Raw genomic sequence first — 14,721 nt, forward strand, 5'->3', positions numbered from 1 at the left:
GATAACCCGGGCGCCGCCCGGCGGCGGCCGGCCCGCCGAGGTCAGCCCGGGTAGACCGGGTTGGTGCCGTCGATGACCCGCTGCCAGGTGATCCGGTCGTTGGTCATCCAGATGTGGTCGTCCTCGACGCTGGACAGCAGCGGCAGCCCCGGCGCGGCGGTCACCGCCACCATGTCGGTGCCCGGCGGCGCCCCCGCGCTGGTGGTCTCGGTGCTGCCGTCCAGCGACACCAGGTAGCCCTGGTCGGCGCCGCGGCCGTCGCGCCCCAGCACCACCAGCTGGTCGCCGCTGCGCCAGGAGACGTCGGAGACCTCGTCCAGCTCGGTGGCCAGCGGCAGCGCGTCGCCGAGCTGCACCCCGCCCCGGGAGTGCACCACGCGGCCCACCGCCAGCTCCGGCGCGCCGCCCCGGCCGTCCTCGCTGATGACCGCGGCCCGCGTGCCGTCGCGCGACATCCGCAACTGGGTCACGACCACGTCGGCCAGCTCGGGCGCGCTGACCTCCACGGGGTCGGTGCCCCCGCGCAGCATCCACAGCCGCGTGCCGGGGTCGCCGGACTCGGCGCCGCTCGGCGAGGGCGAGGCGGGCGGGTCGCCCCGCTCGGTGTCCTCCTCGACGGCCTGCTCCTCGTCCTCCTCGTCGGAGGCCGCGCCCTCGGAGACGTCCTCGGCGACCCACAGGTTGCCGTAGCCGTCCCAGGACAGCGCGGTGTACTCGCCGCCGGACAGCACGGTGGCGTACTCGCTGTCCTGGCCGGTCCCGGCCACCACGACCGCGTCGTCCTCGGCGCTGATCCCGGCCACCTGGTCCTCGTCCAGCGACACCGCGTGCCGCTCCAGCGGGACGTCGCCCAGCCCGGCGGCGCCCTGCACGCGCGCCTCCTGGGGCAGGCTGTCCAGGGCGTCGCTCTCCAGCGCCCACATCTGGCCGTCGCGGACGAAGTAGGCGCGCAGGTTGCCGGTGACACCGGAGGGATTGACCGACTCCCAGTCGCCGCCGCCGGTGAGCAGGTTCTCGCCCTCCTCGCCGGGGATCTCGATCTCCTCGCCGCCCACGCGCAGGATCAGCTCCTCGACCTCGGGCAGCTGGCGCAGCGTCCACACCAGCTGCGCGCCCATGCCGAAGCGCTCCTCGGCGCCGTCCGCCGGGGTGTCGATCTCGACGGTGACGGTGCCGGAGTCGTAGGCGACGTCGGCGTTGGCGCCGTCGGGGAACGCCGACTCCACCGCCGGGCGCAGCCAGCTCGTGGGGCCGTCGACCAGCATCTTCACCAGGCGCGGCGCCGACCGGTCGCTGCTGACCGGCAGGAACACCGGGTCGGGCACCAGGGTGCTGCGGTCGCGGTTGAAGAAGTACAGGTTGAGCGGCCGGTAGGCGAGGTCGACGTCGCTGCGGCTGAGGATGAGCTGGTCGGGCGGGTTGGAGATCCGCCACTCGCCGTCGTCGTTGCGCACCAGGTCGAAGGTGACGTCGATCAGCTCGCCGTCGGCGGGCAGGTACTGCCCGCTGCCGTCGATGGTGGCCATGCGGGTGCTGAGCAGCCGCACCCGCGCGGTGTCGCCCTCGTCGCCGGTGAGCCGGTCGATGGTCAGCTCGTCGGCGTCCTCGTAGACCAGGACCGGGCCGTTGGGGTTCCACTCGGCGCTGGGCCGGGCCGCCAGGTACTCGCGGGCGGCGCCGTGGTTCTCCTCGAAGCTGCCCATGCCCTTGAGGAAGCCGCGCACCAGGCCCTCGGGGGTGATGCCGGGCTGGGGACCGGGCGGCAGCTGGCGCACGTAGCGGCCGTCGGACGCGGTGGCGCCGGTGTCGCCCCCGGCGCCCTCGACCACCGGCCCGCCGCTGGGCACGGTCGCGCAGCCCGACAGCGCGGCCAGCGCCAGCACCGCCAGGCCCGCGCGCACGCGCGGGCGGCTGGGGCGGGCGCGGTGGTGAAGGTCGGATGTCATGCGCCCTCCCCCGGGCCGGCGGCGGTCTGGGCGGTGCGCTCCCCCATCGGCGCGGAGAAGCCGCGGGCGCGGCCGATGGCCATCTCGGGCGGTGCCAGCGGCAGCGGCGATCCGCGCAGCTCGGCGCCTGCCCGGCGCGGCAGCGACAGCCGGAACTGCGATCCCTTGCCGGGCATGCCCCACGCCTGGAGCCAGCCGCCGTGCAGCTGGGCGTCCTCCTTGGCGATGGACAGGCCCAGCCCGGTGCCGCCGGTGGTGCGCGCGCGGGCGGGGTCGGCGCGCCAGAAGCGGTCGAAGCACAGGTGCTCCTCGCCCTCCTTGAGGCCGACGCCGAAGTCGCGCACGGCCACCGCCACCGCGTCGCGGTCGCCCGCGGCGGTGACGATGACGTCGCGCCCCTCGCTGTGCTCGATGGCGTTGACGATGAGGTTGCGCAGGATGCGGTTGATGCGGCGGGGGTCGAACTCGGCCACGCACGGCTCGGCCGGCAGCCGCAGCACCACCTTGATGCCGGTCTTCTCGGCGATCTGCTCGGCGTCGCCGACCGCCTTCAGCACGGCGTCGCGGATGTCGACGGTCTCCAGCGACAGGGTGACCGCGCCGGCGTCGTGCCGGCTGATCTCCAGCAGGTCGGTGAGCAGCTCCTCGAACCGCTCCAACTGGCTCTGCAGCAGCTCCACCGACCGGCCCATGGTGGGGTCGAGCTGGTGGCGGTCCTCATACAGCAGGTCGCCGGCCATGCGGATGGTGGTCAGCGGGGTGCGCAGCTCGTGGGAGACGTCGGAGGCGAACTGGCGCTGGACCTGCGACAGCTCCTCCAGCTCGCGGATCTTCTCCTGGAGGTTGCCGGCCATGTCGTTGAACGAGATCGCCAGCCGGGCGAGGTCGTCCTCGCCGCGCACCTTCATGCGCTCGGTGAGGTCGCCCGAGGCCAGGCGCTCGGCCGACCCCGCCGCCGCCCGCACCGGGATCACCACCTGGCGGGTCACGACGTAGGCGATCACCGCCAGCAGCAGGATCAGCGCGGTGCCGACGAAGAAGACGGTGTTCTGCACCAGGTCGAGCATCTGCTGCTCGTGGTCCAGCGGGAACAGGTAGTACAGCTCGTAGGAGTTGGACAGCCGCGCCCCCACCGCGAGCCCCGGCTGGCGGGTGTCGCCGCGGATGATCTCGGTGAAGGTGACGTACTGCTTCTCCAGCTCCAGGCTCTGGCCGACCTCGTCGCGCAGCCGCTGGGGCACGCTGGCCTCGTCGACGGTGGCGTAGCCGCTGAGGCCGCCGATGTCGGGCAGGATGACGACCTCGTAGAGGCCGGTGGCCCCGCTGTGGTTGGCCAGTTCGGCGGTGATCTCGGCGACCTGGCCGTCCTGGTCGGCGCTCTGGTCGCCGTCCTGCATCATGTTGATGGCGGTGGTCAGGCCGGCCTTGTGGTCGTTGAGGGCGGCCTCGCGCTTGGCCTCCAGCAGCCCGGTGAGCACCTGCTGCACCAGGAAGAACCCGAGCACGGCGGTGACCAGCGCCGAGATCAGCAGGGTGGTGGTGACCACCCGCAGCTGCAGCGAGCGCCGCCAGCGGTGGTGCACGCCGCGCACCAGCGCCCGCGCGGCGCGCTGCGCGGTGAGGTAGCAGCGCACGGGCAGCCCGGCGAGCCGGTGCAGGGGCGAGCGCGCGGCGACCGCCCCCTCCGGGGGGCCCGCCGCGTCGACGCCGCCGCCGCTCACCTGCCGCTCACCCGCGCCCTGACGTGCCGGCTCAGGCGGTCCCGGCCTTGTAGCCGACACCGCGGACGGTCACCACGACCTCGGGGTGCTCGGGGTCCTTCTCGATCTTGGCGCGCAGCCGCTGCACGTGGACGTTGACCAGGCGGGTGTCGGCGGCGTGGCGGTAGCCCCAGACCTGCTCCAGCAGGACCTCGCGGGTGAAGACCTGGCGCGGCTTGCGGGCCAGGGCGACCAGGAGGTCGAACTCCAGCGGGGTGAGGCTGATGGGCTCGCCGTCGCGGCGCACGGAGTGGCCGGCGACGTCGATGGTGATGTCGCCGATCTGCAGGACCTCGGGCGCGGGCTCCTCGGTGCGGCGCAGCCGCACGCGCACCCGGGCCACCAGCTCCTTGGGCTTGAACGGCTTGACGATGTAGTCGTCGGCGCCGGACTCCAGGCCCAGCACGACGTCGACGGTGTCGCTCTTGGCCGTGAGCATGACGATGGGCACGCCGGACTCGGCGCGGATCTGGCGGCAGACGTCGATGCCGTCGGCGCCGGGCAGCATCAGGTCCAGCAGCACGAGGTCGGGCTTGGTCTCGCGGAACGCCTCCAGCGCCTTGTCGCCGTCGTGGACGAACGAGGGCTCGAAGCCTTCGCCGCGAAGGACGATGCCCAACATCTCAGCGAGAGCGAGGTCGTCGTCGACGACCAGTACGCGTCCCTTCATAGGTGTATCCGGCGCGTAGCGCCCTGCGGCGCACGGTGTCGCGCCTTCTCCTTTCTGGACACTCAAGCGGCGGAAACTTCGGACACTTTCGCCGGGTCCCTCGTGGGAGCCGTCCTCCCGGTCAACCTTGCCATCCGCGGGGTCGACCGCGCTCTCCCGCGGCCTCCCCGTCCCCCCGGGCGGGCCGCCGCTCGACGGTTGAGGCGCCCACCACCCTGCCGCCTGCGCCGCCGCCGCGTCCAGGGTGATCCGGACGGGCCGCGGCCTGTGGTCGGCGCCGAGTTGGCCAGCAGATAACAGAAAGCATACAAAAAGAATGAACCGGAGCGGCGTTGCGAAAGCGTGCGGGACCTGGCCGCTCACCGGCACCGCCCGCCCTGTCCCCGATGTGGCATAACGTGGGAGTTAGCCACCCCCGGAGTACGACCGCCTCGGAGGACCGATTCGGATGGACCACGACGACCCCGGCCGGCCCGTCCCAGGTCCCCCTGAGCAGCCCGGCGACCCCGGCGAACCCGCCGCCGAGCCCGCGCCCCCCGCCGCCGGTTCCGGCGCGGAGCCGGGTTCGGGCTGGGCGGCCCCGGGCGCGCGGCCTCCGGCCGCCGGGGCGCCGTGGGCCGCACCCGGCCAGGAGTCCGGCCACCGGCAGCCACCGTACCCGCAGGCACCCGACCCCGCATGGGCCGCTCCGGGCACCGCGCCGCCGGCCGGCGCGGGCTGGGCCGCGCCCGGCGCGCGGCCCGCGGCGGGCGGCGCCTACGGCGGCCCGCACGGCCCCGGTGCGCCCGGTGCTCCCGGGCAGCCGCCCGGCCACCCGGGAGCACCCGCGTGGGGCCGCCCGTGGGCGCCCCGGCCCGGCGTGGTCGCGCTGCGCCCCCTCACCCTGGGCGACCTCTTCAACGGCGCGTTCGGCTACGTGCGCGCCAACCCGCGCACCACGCTGGGACTGGCCCTGATCGTCTCGGCGGTGGCCAACGTCGTCAGCGCCATCGGCATGGGCGGCTACCTCTCCGACTACGGCGTGCTGATCGAGGAGTCGCTCCAGGACCCCTACGCCGCGCCGTCCTCCGACTTCCCCATCGCGCCGTGGAGCATCGCCGCCATGTACGGCGGCGCCCTGTTCTCCTACATCGGCCAGATCGTGCTCACCGGCCTGCTCGCGGCCGTGGTGGGCATGGCGGTGCTGGGCCGCCACGTGTCCATGTCCGAGGCCAACGCCCTGGTCCGGGGCCGGCTGGGCGCGGTGTTCGGCGTCGCCGGCCTGCTGTTTCTGATCGGGCTGGGCTGGAGCCTGCTGCTCCTGGGCGTCCTCATCGGCGCGGTGGTCCTGGGCATGGGAGTCGACCCGCTCGCGGGCGTGCTCGTCGGCTTCTTCGGGGTCGCCGCCGTGGTCGCGGCGGGCGTGTGGGTGTTCGTGCGCACGGCGCTGGCCATGCCGGTGGCCGTGCTGGAGCACATCGGCCCGGGGCGGTCGCTGGCCCGCTCCTGGCGGCTGACCCAGCGCAGCTGGTGGCGGGTGTTCGGCATCACGGTGCTCGCCCAACTGCTGGCCTCGCTGGTGGTCAACCTGCTCGCCACGCCGTTCACCCTTGGCGGCACCATCGCCGCGCTGCTGGGCGGCGGCGCCGCGTGGGCCACCGTGGTGGCCGCCATGCTGTCGTTCCTGGGCACCGTCCTGGCGAGCACGCTGGCCTCGCCGTTCGTCATCGGCGTCACCACCCTGCTCTACATCGACCTGCGCATGCGCCGCGAGGGCCTCGACCTCCGGCTGCAGGCCGCCGCGCAGTCGGGCCAGCACACCGGGCCCGAGGTCTACCGCACCGACTACGAGCCCGCCTACACGGCCGCGGCGCCGGGGGCGCCGGGTACGCCGGGCTCCCCCTACGGCGGCGCGCCCGGCCCCGACCCCTACGGCCAGGGCGGGCCCGCCCCGGGCGGGTACCCCTCCGGCGGGTACGGGGGCCCCGCTTGACCGGCGCCGCGCCGGTCCTCGCGGCCGCCGCCGCGGTCGACCGCGAGGAAGGCGCCCGCCTGGCCCGCGAGGAGCTGGCCAAACCCCCCTACCGCGAGGCCGAGCCGAGCCTGCTGGACCGGGTCCTGATGTGGCTGCAGGACTGGTTTGCGAACCTGCTCGACGCCGGCGCGGACGTCCCCGGCGGCTGGTGGGTGCTCGCGCCGCTGCTGGCCGTGCTCCTCCTGCTGCTCGTGGGGCTCGTCGTCTACCTGCGGCCGGCCCTGCGGCGGCGCCGGCCCGGCGCCGCCGTCGACTCCGGCGCCCCGCTGACCGCCGCCGACCACCGGGCCGCCGCCGAGCGCCACGCGGGCGAGGGCGACTACGCCGCCGCCATCCGCGAGCGGCTGCGCGCCATCAGCCGCGACCTGGAGGACCGGGCCGTGATCACCCCCCGCCCCGGCCGCACCGCCACAGAGCTCGCGGCCGAGACCGCCGTGGAGCTTCCCCACCTGCGTGAGCGGCTGTACGCCGCCGCCACCACGTTCAACGACTCCGCCTACGGCCAGCGCACCGCCACCGCCGACGGCTACCGCCTGCTCCGCGACCTGGACGACCTGCTGCGCGCCGGGCGGCCCGCGGCCACCGCCTCCGCCTCCGCTGACGAGGGCGGTGCCGCGTGAGCGCCCCCGCCTCCCCCGCGACCCTGGCGCCGCCCGCCCCCTCCGCACACGGCGGCGCGCCCGTCTCGGTCGACGCGGGCGACCTGTGGCGGCGCGTACGCGGGCCGCTGGCCTTCATCGGCGGTCTGGTGGTCCTGGCCCTGCTGCTCTCGCTGGGCGCGCAGAGCAACCGCACCGGCCCGCTCGAACCCGAGGACCCCGCGCCCGAGGGCGCCCGCGCGCTGGTGGAGATCCTGGACCGCCAGGGCGGCGACGTCACCGTGGCCCGCAGCGCCGCCGACGCGGTCGAGGCAGCCGGGCCCGACACCGTCCTGGTCGTGGTGGGCTCCCACCGGCTGCCCGCCGGCCAGCTCGCCGACCTCGCCCGCACACCCGGCGACCGCGTCCTGGTCCGGCCCACCACGTTGGCGCTGGAGGCCCTGGCACCGGGCGTGCGCGTGACAGGGCGGATCGACGGCCGCGTCCTCGCGCCCGAGTGCCGCCTGCCGGCGGCCCGCGCCGCGGGCACCGCCGACCTGGGCGGCGAGCTGTACACCGCCGACGGCGGCCGCGCCTGCTACCCCGACCCGCAGGGCGAGGGCCACGGGCTGGTGCAGGTCGGCACCGACCACGGCACCGCCACGGTGCTGGGCACCCCCGAACCCCTGACCAACGACCGCCTGGCCGACGAGGGCAACGCCGCGCTGCTGCTGTCGCTGGTGGACGGGCGCGACGTGGTGTGGCTGCGGCCCGAGCCCGTCGCCGAGAGCGGGCAGGCCGACATCTGGGACCTCGTGCCGCCGTCGCTGTTCCACAGCCTCATCCCGCTGACCGCCGCGCTCCTGCTACTCGCCTTCTGGCAGGGCCGCCGCCTGGGCCCGCTGGTCACCGAGCGGCTGCCGGTGGTGGTGCGCGCCTCCGAGACCGCCGAGGGGCGCGCCGGGCTCTACGCGGCACGGCGGGCGCGCGACCGCGCGGGCGCCGCGCTGCGCGCGGGCACGCTGCGCCGCCTGCGCCCGGCCCTGGGCCTGGCCAACGACGCCGCGCCCGAGGCCGTGGTCGGCGCGGTGGCGGCGCGCACCGGCGACGATCCCGCCGCGCTGCACGCCCTGCTCTACGGAGCCGCCCCCTCCGGCGGCGCCGACCCCTACACCGCCGACGACCACGGCCTGGTGCGGCTGGGCGACGACCTGGACGGGCTGGAGGGACGCCTGCGGTGAGCCCCGCCCCGCGCCCGCGCCCGCCCGCCGCCGCGCCCACACGCCGCCGTGCACTGCCCAAGCCGACTTCGCTGATCGAGGGAGACCACAAGTGACCGCCTTCACCGCCGAGGGGACGGGCGACCCCGACCAGGGCGCCGAGCAGGCCCGCGCCGCCCTGACCGCGCTGCGCGACGAGGTCGCCAAGGCCGTCGTGGGCCAGGAGGAGACCGTGACCGGCCTGGTCGTGGCCCTGCTGTGCCGGGGCCACGTGCTGCTGGAGGGTGTGCCCGGCGTCGCCAAGACGCTGCTGGTGCGGTCCGTGGCGGCGGCCCTGTCGCTGGACCACAAGCGCGTGCAGTTCACCCCCGACCTGATGCCCGGCGACGTCACCGGGTCGCAGGTCTTCGACTCGCGCACCACCAAGTTCGAGTTCCACGAGGGGCCGGTCTTCACCAACCTGTTCCTGGCCGACGAGATCAACCGCACCCCGCCCAAGACGCAGGCGGCGCTGCTGGAGGCCATGGAGGAGCGGCAGGTCACGGTGGCGGGCGAGCCCGCTCCGCTGCCCGACCCCTTCGTCGTGGCCGCCACGCAGAACCCCGTGGAGTACGAGGGCACCTACCCGCTGCCCGAGGCCCAGCTCGACCGGTTCCTGCTCAAGCTCGTGGTGCCGCTGCCCGACCGCCACCACGAGGTGGACATGCTCGGGCGGCACGCGAGCGGGTTCGACCCCGGCGACCTGGAGGCCGCCGGGCTGCGTCCGGTCGCCGGAGCCGGGGAGCTGCGCACCGCGCGCGAGGCGGTCGCGCGCACCCGGGTGGCGCCCGAGGTGCTGGCCTACATCGTGGACATCTGCCGGGCCACCCGCAGCTCGCCGTCGCTGCAGCTGGGCGCCTCGCCGCGCGGCGCGACCGCGCTGCTGCGCACCAGCCGGGCGTGGGCGTGGCTGTCGGGCCGCGACTACGTCACCCCCGACGACGTCAAGGCGCTGGCCACCGCCACGCTGCGGCACCGCATCGCACTGCGGCCCGAGGCGGAACTGGAGGGCGCCACCACCGCCGGGGTGCTCGACGGCGTCCTGGCCGCGGTGCCGGTGCCGCGCTGAGCGGCTGAGGCGCCGGCACGCTGAGGCGCCGAGGCACCGGCTCGGGGCGGACGGGCCCGCCTGGGCCCGCCGTCGGTGGGCCGGGGCGGCGCTGGACGGCGGCGCGGCGGCGGGCGTGCGCTCGGCGGCGGGCCGGAACCCGGCCGGGCGGTCGTCCACAGGCGCGGCGGCGCGGTGGCCAAGGCGGAGCGGACCGGGGTTGGATGGAACCGGGGCGGAACGCCGGAGCGGCGGGCCGCCCGCCGGACGGGCGAACGGCTCCGGCCTCCAGGTCGGAGGCGTCAGCGGCCTGGGGCCGCAGGTCGGAGCACCTGCGGGACTTCGGGCCGGTGGCCAGGGGGCTTGGCCGGACGCGATGGGGCCTTCGGGCCCGGTGCTTCGGGCCTGGGGCCCGGAGTGGAATTCAGGCCGCGGGGCCCGGGGGTCCGGGCCTTCGGGCCAGGGCTGGATCGGGGCCTTCGGGCCGAGGTGAAGGGAGGCCGCAATGGCGGTCACGGGCCGCGCGGTACTGGCCGCGTTCGCCGCCGTTCTGGTGGTGCTCATCGCGGGCTCCCTGGGCATGTGGCTGGCGTGGACCGCGCTGGGGCTGCTGGCGGCCGCGCTGCTGGTCGACCTCCTGCTGGCGGCCAGCCCGCGCGCGGTGCGCTTCGAGCGCTCCGGCGACACCTCGGTGCGCCTGGGCGAGACCGCGCACCTCGCGCTGGTGCTGGCCAACCCGGGCCGGCGCAGGCTGCGCGGCCGGGTGCGCGACGCCTGGGCGCCCAGCGCCGGGGCCCAACCCCGCAGCACCGCCGTGTCGGTACCGGCGGGGGGCAGGCTGCGGCTCGCCACGGCGCTGACCCCGAGTCGCCGGGGCGACCAGTTCGCCGCCGGGGTCACCGTGCGCAGCGTCGGCCCGCTGGGCCTGGCGGCGCGGCAGTGCACCCACACCGTGCCCTGGACCGTGCGGGCGCTGCCGCCGTTCCACAGCCGCCGCCACCTGCCCGGCAAGCTGTCGCGGCTGCGCGAGCTGGACGGCCAGCACCTGGCGCTGGTGCGCGGCCAGGGCAGTGAGTTCGACTCTCTTCGCGAGTACGTCCCCGGCGACGACGTCCGCTCCATCGACTGGCGGGCCACCGCCCGCCGCGACGGCGTGGTGGTGCGCACCTGGCGGCCCGAACGCGACCGCCGCATCCTCATCGTGCTCGACACCGGCCGCACCTCGGCCGGGCGGGTGGGCGACGTCCCCCGGCTCGACCACGCCATGGACGCCGCGCTGCTCCTGGCCGCCCTGGCGGGCCGCGCGGGCGACCGGGTCGACCTGCTGGCCTACGACCGCCGGGTGCGCGCCCAGGTGCGCAGCCACGGCAGGGGCAGCCGGCTGCCGCAGATCGTGCAGGCCATGGCCCCGCTCGAACCCGAACTGGTGGAGTCCGATCCCGCCGGTCTGGTCGCCACCATCCTGGGCGGGCACAGCCGCACCCGGCAGCTCGTGGTGCTGCTGACCGACCTCAACGCCGCCGCGCTCGAAGAGGGCCTGCTGCCGCGGCTGCCCGCGCTCACCGCTCGCCACCTGCTGATGGTGGCGGCCGTGGGCGACCCCCGCGTCACCGAGATGGCGGCCGAACGCGGCACCGCGCGCGGCGTCTACTCCGCGGCGGCGGCAGAGCGCACCCTGGGCGAACGCCACCGGGTCACCGCCGAACTCCGCCGCCACGGCGTGGAGGTCGTCGACGCCGACCCCGACCACATCGCGCCCGCGCTCGCCGACGCCTACATCGCGCTCAAGGCGCAGGGGAGGCTCTAGGCCGCGCGCGCCGTCGCGCTCGGCCCCGCACCCGGCCGCCCCCGGCCACGCCCGGCCGCGGCCACCGGCGTTGCCTGTGCGGTGGGTGCGGACGGTGCGGTTGGTGCGGCCGGCGGAGCGGCCGACGGGGACGGCGAGGACGGCGGAGGGGTGGACGGCGGGACGTCGGGTGCGCCCGGCGGGCGGTCGGGTGGTCGGCTCCGGGACGCGGAGGCCCGGGACCGCGGCCCCGGAAGGGGTCGGTGCGCGGCGTGCCGGTCCCGGGTCAGCCGACCACGGGCGCGGTCTGCGGGCGGGCGTCGATGTCGCCGGTCTCGCCCGCGGAGTGGGCGGCGCGGCCCAGCACGAACACGTAGGCCAGGAACAGCACCTCGGCGGCCACGCCGATGGCGATCCGCAGCCAGGTGATGTGCACCCACCCGGTGACCAGGCCCTCGATCAGGCCTGAGACGAACAGCACCACCACCAGGCCCAGCGCCACCGCGATCGCGGGCCGGGCCTCCTCGGCCAGGGCCTGGAGCCGGGGGCGCGCGCCGGGCGCGATCAGCGTCCAGCCCAGCTTGACCCCCACCCCGGCGGCCACGAAGACGGCGGTCAGCTCCAGCAGGCCGTGCGGGATGATCAGGCCGAGGAAGACGTCGCCCTTGCCGTGGGCGAACATCAGGCCCCCGGCCACGCCGAGGTTGACCGCGTTGAGCAGCAGGACGTAGACGGTGGGCAGGCACAGGAACACGCCGAGGATGAGCGCCTGGGCCGCCACCCAGGCGTTGTTGGTCCACACCTGGGCGGCGAACGACGCCCCGGGGTGCTCCACGTAGTAGTTGGCGAAGTCGTTCTCGACGTAGGCCCGGATCTGCTCGGGCGGCCCGATGGCGCTGGTCACCTCGGGGTTGGTGGCGATCCACGCCGCCACGCCGATCGAGACCGCCAGCGCGCTCAGCGAGGCGGTGACCCACCACCAGCGCAGCCGGTACAGGATCGCGGGGAAGGTGCGTACGAAGAAGCGGGTGACGTCGCGCCAGGCGGGCTCGTGCGCCCCCGTCACCGCCGACCGGGCCCGCGCCACCAGGCCCGACAGCCACCCGACCAGCACGGGGTCCTGCCCCGAGGAGCGCACGACCGACAGGTGGGTGGAGACCCGCTGGTACAGCTCCACCAGCTCGTCCACCTCGGCCCCGGAAAGTCGGCGCCGCCGGCGCACAAGGTGGTCCAGCCGCTCCCACGAGGGGCGGTGCGCGGCGGCGAAGACGTCGAGATCCACGATGTGGACTCTACCGGCTCCCCCGCCCCGCCGCCCGGGCGCTGCGGGCCGGACGGAACGCGCCTGGGGGCGGGGGTGCGGGGCGAATCAGGCGGGGCAACCAGGCGGGGGCCGGCGCGGCGGGCCGCGCATGGGGCGGGGCGGGGGCGTGGTCGGGCGGGTTGGGTAGGCGGGTCGGGCCGGGCTGGGGGCGGAAGAAGCAGAACGGAGCAGAACGGAAATGGGCGGGGCGGGCGGGCCGGGGTGGCGCGGCGCGCGCGGGCCGGGGTGGCGGGGCGGGGCGCGGCGCGCGCGGGCCGGGGTGGCGGGGCGCGGCGCGCGCGGCGGCGGTCGGGTTCGTCCGCCGCGCCTGACAAACTGGGAGGGACAGGAACATGCGGTGCGGTCCCGTCCGCCCCCGCCGACCGGCCGGGCGGTACGGTCGGCCGCGAGGGCACGGCCGGCCCCTCGGCAGGCCCGTCACGACGCGGAAGGCAACGAACGGTGGCATACCCGGGCGCCCCACACCCCGGCGACCAGTCGCCTCTGGTCACCGGCGATGCCGTTGTGCTGGACCTGCGGCCGGCCGGCTTCGCCACGCGCATGGCCGCGCTGATCATCGACATGGTGGTGCAGGTCGTCGCGCTCTTCGGCGCGGTGCTGCTGGTGGTGTTCATCGGCACCGGGGTCGACCCCGCCGCCACGGCCGCCGTCAACCTCGCGCTGACCGTGCTGATCATGGTCGGATACCCGGCCGCCGTGGAGACCCTGACGCGCGGGCTGTCGCTCGGCAAGGTCGCGCTGGGGCTGCGCGTGGTGGGCGTCGACGGCTCGCCGGAGCGCTTCCGCCAGGCGCTGGCCCGCGCGCTCGCCTCCGCGGTCGAGATCTGGATGGTGCCCGTGGTGGCGCTGACCTGCTCGCTGGTCAACCGCGACGGTCGCCGGGTGGGTGACTTCATCGCGGGGACCCTGGTGGTGCACGAGCGCGCCGGGCGGCGCCCCGAGGAAGCGCTGCCCATGCCGCCGCACCTGGCGGAGTGGGCGCGCGGTGCGGAGCTGTCCCGGCTGTCGCCGGAGACGGCCGGCACGGCGCGGCAGTACCTGCTGCGGTTCGAGGAGTTGACCGAGGAGTCCCGCCGCGAGATGGGCACGCGCATCGCCGACCTGGTGGCCGCGTCGGTCAGCCCTCCCCCGCCGCCCTACACCACCCCGCCCGACTACCTCGCCGCCGTCCTGGCCGAACGCCGACGCCGCGAGGAGGCCAAGCTGGCCGAGCGCCGGGCGACCGCCGCCCCGGGCGGCGGCCCCTGGGGTGCCGGTCCGGGCGGCGGCACACCGGGCGGGAGCGGTCCGGACGGCAGCGCTCCCGGCGGTGGCGACCCGTGGTCCGCCGGCCGTCCGGCCAACGGCGCTCCCGGCGCCGGTAACACGGGAGGCGCCGCCGGCACCGGCGGCACGGGCGGGAGGGGAGGCATGGGCGGCGCCAACGGCTTCGGCAGCCTGCCCACCCGGCCCTCGGGCCCGACGGCCCCCGACTCGGACGGCTCCGCCCACGGCCACGGCTGACCGCTCTGCCTCAGACCTCGCGGCGTTGGAGCCAAGCGGGCGGCCCGGCGCGGTTGGGCAGCGGGGCGCCGCCAGGCGACCAACGGTCCCCGAGTGCGGATGCCCGGGGTCGCGACGGGGCACCGAAGGCAGCGGATGACTCCGGCGGGCGGACAACGCATCCCGAGCGGACGGCCGCGCCCCGACGGGCGCCAAGGACAGCGCGGGAACCGACCGGGCGATCACCGACGCCCGAATCAACGGCACCCAGGGCACCCGGGGGTGCGGGCGGTCGGCGGATCGGTCGTGGTGAGGGCGAGGTTGCGCGGGGCGAGGGCCCTGTTGTCCATGGCGCCCCTGGCGCACGGACGAGACCGCGCGGCTGGTGCCTTCGAGCGGGCCGCCATGCCCCCTGGCCCGAATTGCCGCAATCGCCCCCCTGGCGTCTCACATTACGAGACAAGAGACCGCCTTCCGCGACGATCTACACGCTTGGAAGCTCGAACGCACCCAAAACCGTAGATCGTCACCCCGAAAAACCGACATAGACACCAAATCGGCCAGCTCCCAGCATGTGGCGTCTCACATGATGGACATCAAAGGGCCCGGCGCCGCTCGAAAGGCACCGCTCTCCGCCCAAGCGGCCTGACAATACGGGCATTTGCCGTCAAATGCCGTAGTTGAAAGCAGACCCGTCCGGGGTTTTCGTCTGCCGCCCTTGCCAAGGGCGAACCCCAGCCACCGAACACGGCCGAATGCGCCGGTCGACCCGGCGGCCGCCCCACCGCCTCACGCGTGGTCCCGGGGCGGGGCCCCTCGGCGCCCCGACGCGGCCCTCGCCAGCCACCCCCGGA

General features: G+C 76.0%; 9 protein-coding genes and 1 pseudogene. 6 read left to right on the top strand and 4 right to left on the bottom strand.

Features of this window, described 5'->3' with window-relative positions; genetic code table 11:
• Nucleotides 1-41: 41 nt before the first annotated feature.
• Genes HNR12_RS11575 through mtrA form a run of 3 tightly spaced genes read right to left on the bottom strand, consistent with a single transcriptional unit; the run spans nucleotide 42 to nucleotide 4,376 of the window.
• On the bottom strand, nucleotides 42-1,946 hold the full coding sequence (locus HNR12_RS11575) for an LpqB family beta-propeller domain-containing protein (protein ID WP_179767495.1): 1,905 nt from the start codon (nucleotides 1,944-1,946) through the stop codon (nucleotides 42-44).
• Nucleotides 1,943-3,667 (bottom strand): MtrAB system histidine kinase MtrB, encoded by a 1,725-nt coding sequence (gene mtrB, locus HNR12_RS11580; RefSeq protein WP_179767496.1) that lies wholly within the window; start codon nucleotides 3,665-3,667, stop codon nucleotides 1,943-1,945. The genes HNR12_RS11575 and mtrB overlap by 4 nt, the downstream gene beginning before the upstream one ends.
• A 31-nt stretch (nucleotides 3,668-3,698) precedes the next feature.
• On the bottom strand, nucleotides 3,699-4,376 hold the full coding sequence (mtrA, locus tag HNR12_RS11585; protein WP_067963433.1) for an MtrAB system response regulator MtrA: 678 nt from the start codon (nucleotides 4,374-4,376) through the stop codon (nucleotides 3,699-3,701).
• A gap of 448 nt (nucleotides 4,377-4,824) precedes the next feature.
• Here mtrA and HNR12_RS11590 point away from each other — a divergent pair, with 448 nt between their 5' ends.
• From HNR12_RS11590 to HNR12_RS11610, 5 genes are all read left to right on the top strand, one after another.
• Nucleotides 4,825-6,348 (top strand): hypothetical protein, encoded by a 1,524-nt coding sequence (locus tag HNR12_RS11590; RefSeq protein WP_179767497.1) that lies wholly within the window; start codon nucleotides 4,825-4,827, stop codon nucleotides 6,346-6,348.
• Nucleotides 6,345-7,010 (top strand): DUF4129 domain-containing protein, encoded by a 666-nt coding sequence (locus HNR12_RS11595; protein ID WP_179767498.1) that lies wholly within the window; start codon nucleotides 6,345-6,347, stop codon nucleotides 7,008-7,010. Before HNR12_RS11590 ends, HNR12_RS11595 begins: the two co-directional genes overlap by 4 nt.
• Entirely contained in the window at nucleotides 7,007-8,209 is a 1,203-nt protein-coding gene (locus HNR12_RS11600; protein ID WP_179767499.1) for a DUF4350 domain-containing protein, read from the top strand. The genes HNR12_RS11595 and HNR12_RS11600 overlap by 4 nt, the downstream gene beginning before the upstream one ends.
• Before the next feature lie 91 nt (nucleotides 8,210-8,300).
• Nucleotides 8,301-9,296: an AAA family ATPase gene (locus HNR12_RS11605; protein ID WP_179767500.1), complete on the top strand. Its 996-nt coding sequence runs from the start codon at nucleotides 8,301-8,303 to the stop codon at nucleotides 9,294-9,296.
• Between the two features lie 484 nt (nucleotides 9,297-9,780).
• Nucleotides 9,781-11,082 (top strand): DUF58 domain-containing protein, encoded by a 1,302-nt coding sequence (locus HNR12_RS11610; RefSeq protein ID WP_179767501.1) that lies wholly within the window; start codon nucleotides 9,781-9,783, stop codon nucleotides 11,080-11,082.
• Between the two features lie 265 nt (nucleotides 11,083-11,347).
• Here the strand turns inward: HNR12_RS11610 and HNR12_RS11615 are convergent, their stop codons facing one another.
• Nucleotides 11,348-12,343, bottom strand: coding sequence for a stage II sporulation protein M (locus HNR12_RS11615; RefSeq protein ID WP_179767502.1), 996 nt, complete (start codon nucleotides 12,341-12,343; stop codon nucleotides 11,348-11,350).
• A gap of 483 nt (nucleotides 12,344-12,826) precedes the next feature.
• Here HNR12_RS11615 and HNR12_RS28440 point away from each other — a divergent pair.
• A pseudogene (locus tag HNR12_RS28440) lies at nucleotides 12,827-13,630 on the top strand (RDD family protein); the annotation flags it as partial.
• Between the last annotated feature and the right edge of the window lie 1,091 nt (nucleotides 13,631-14,721).

It is taken from the genome of Streptomonospora nanhaiensis (assembly GCF_013410565.1).
GTDB lineage: Bacteria > Actinomycetota > Actinomycetes > Streptosporangiales > Streptosporangiaceae > Streptomonospora > Streptomonospora nanhaiensis.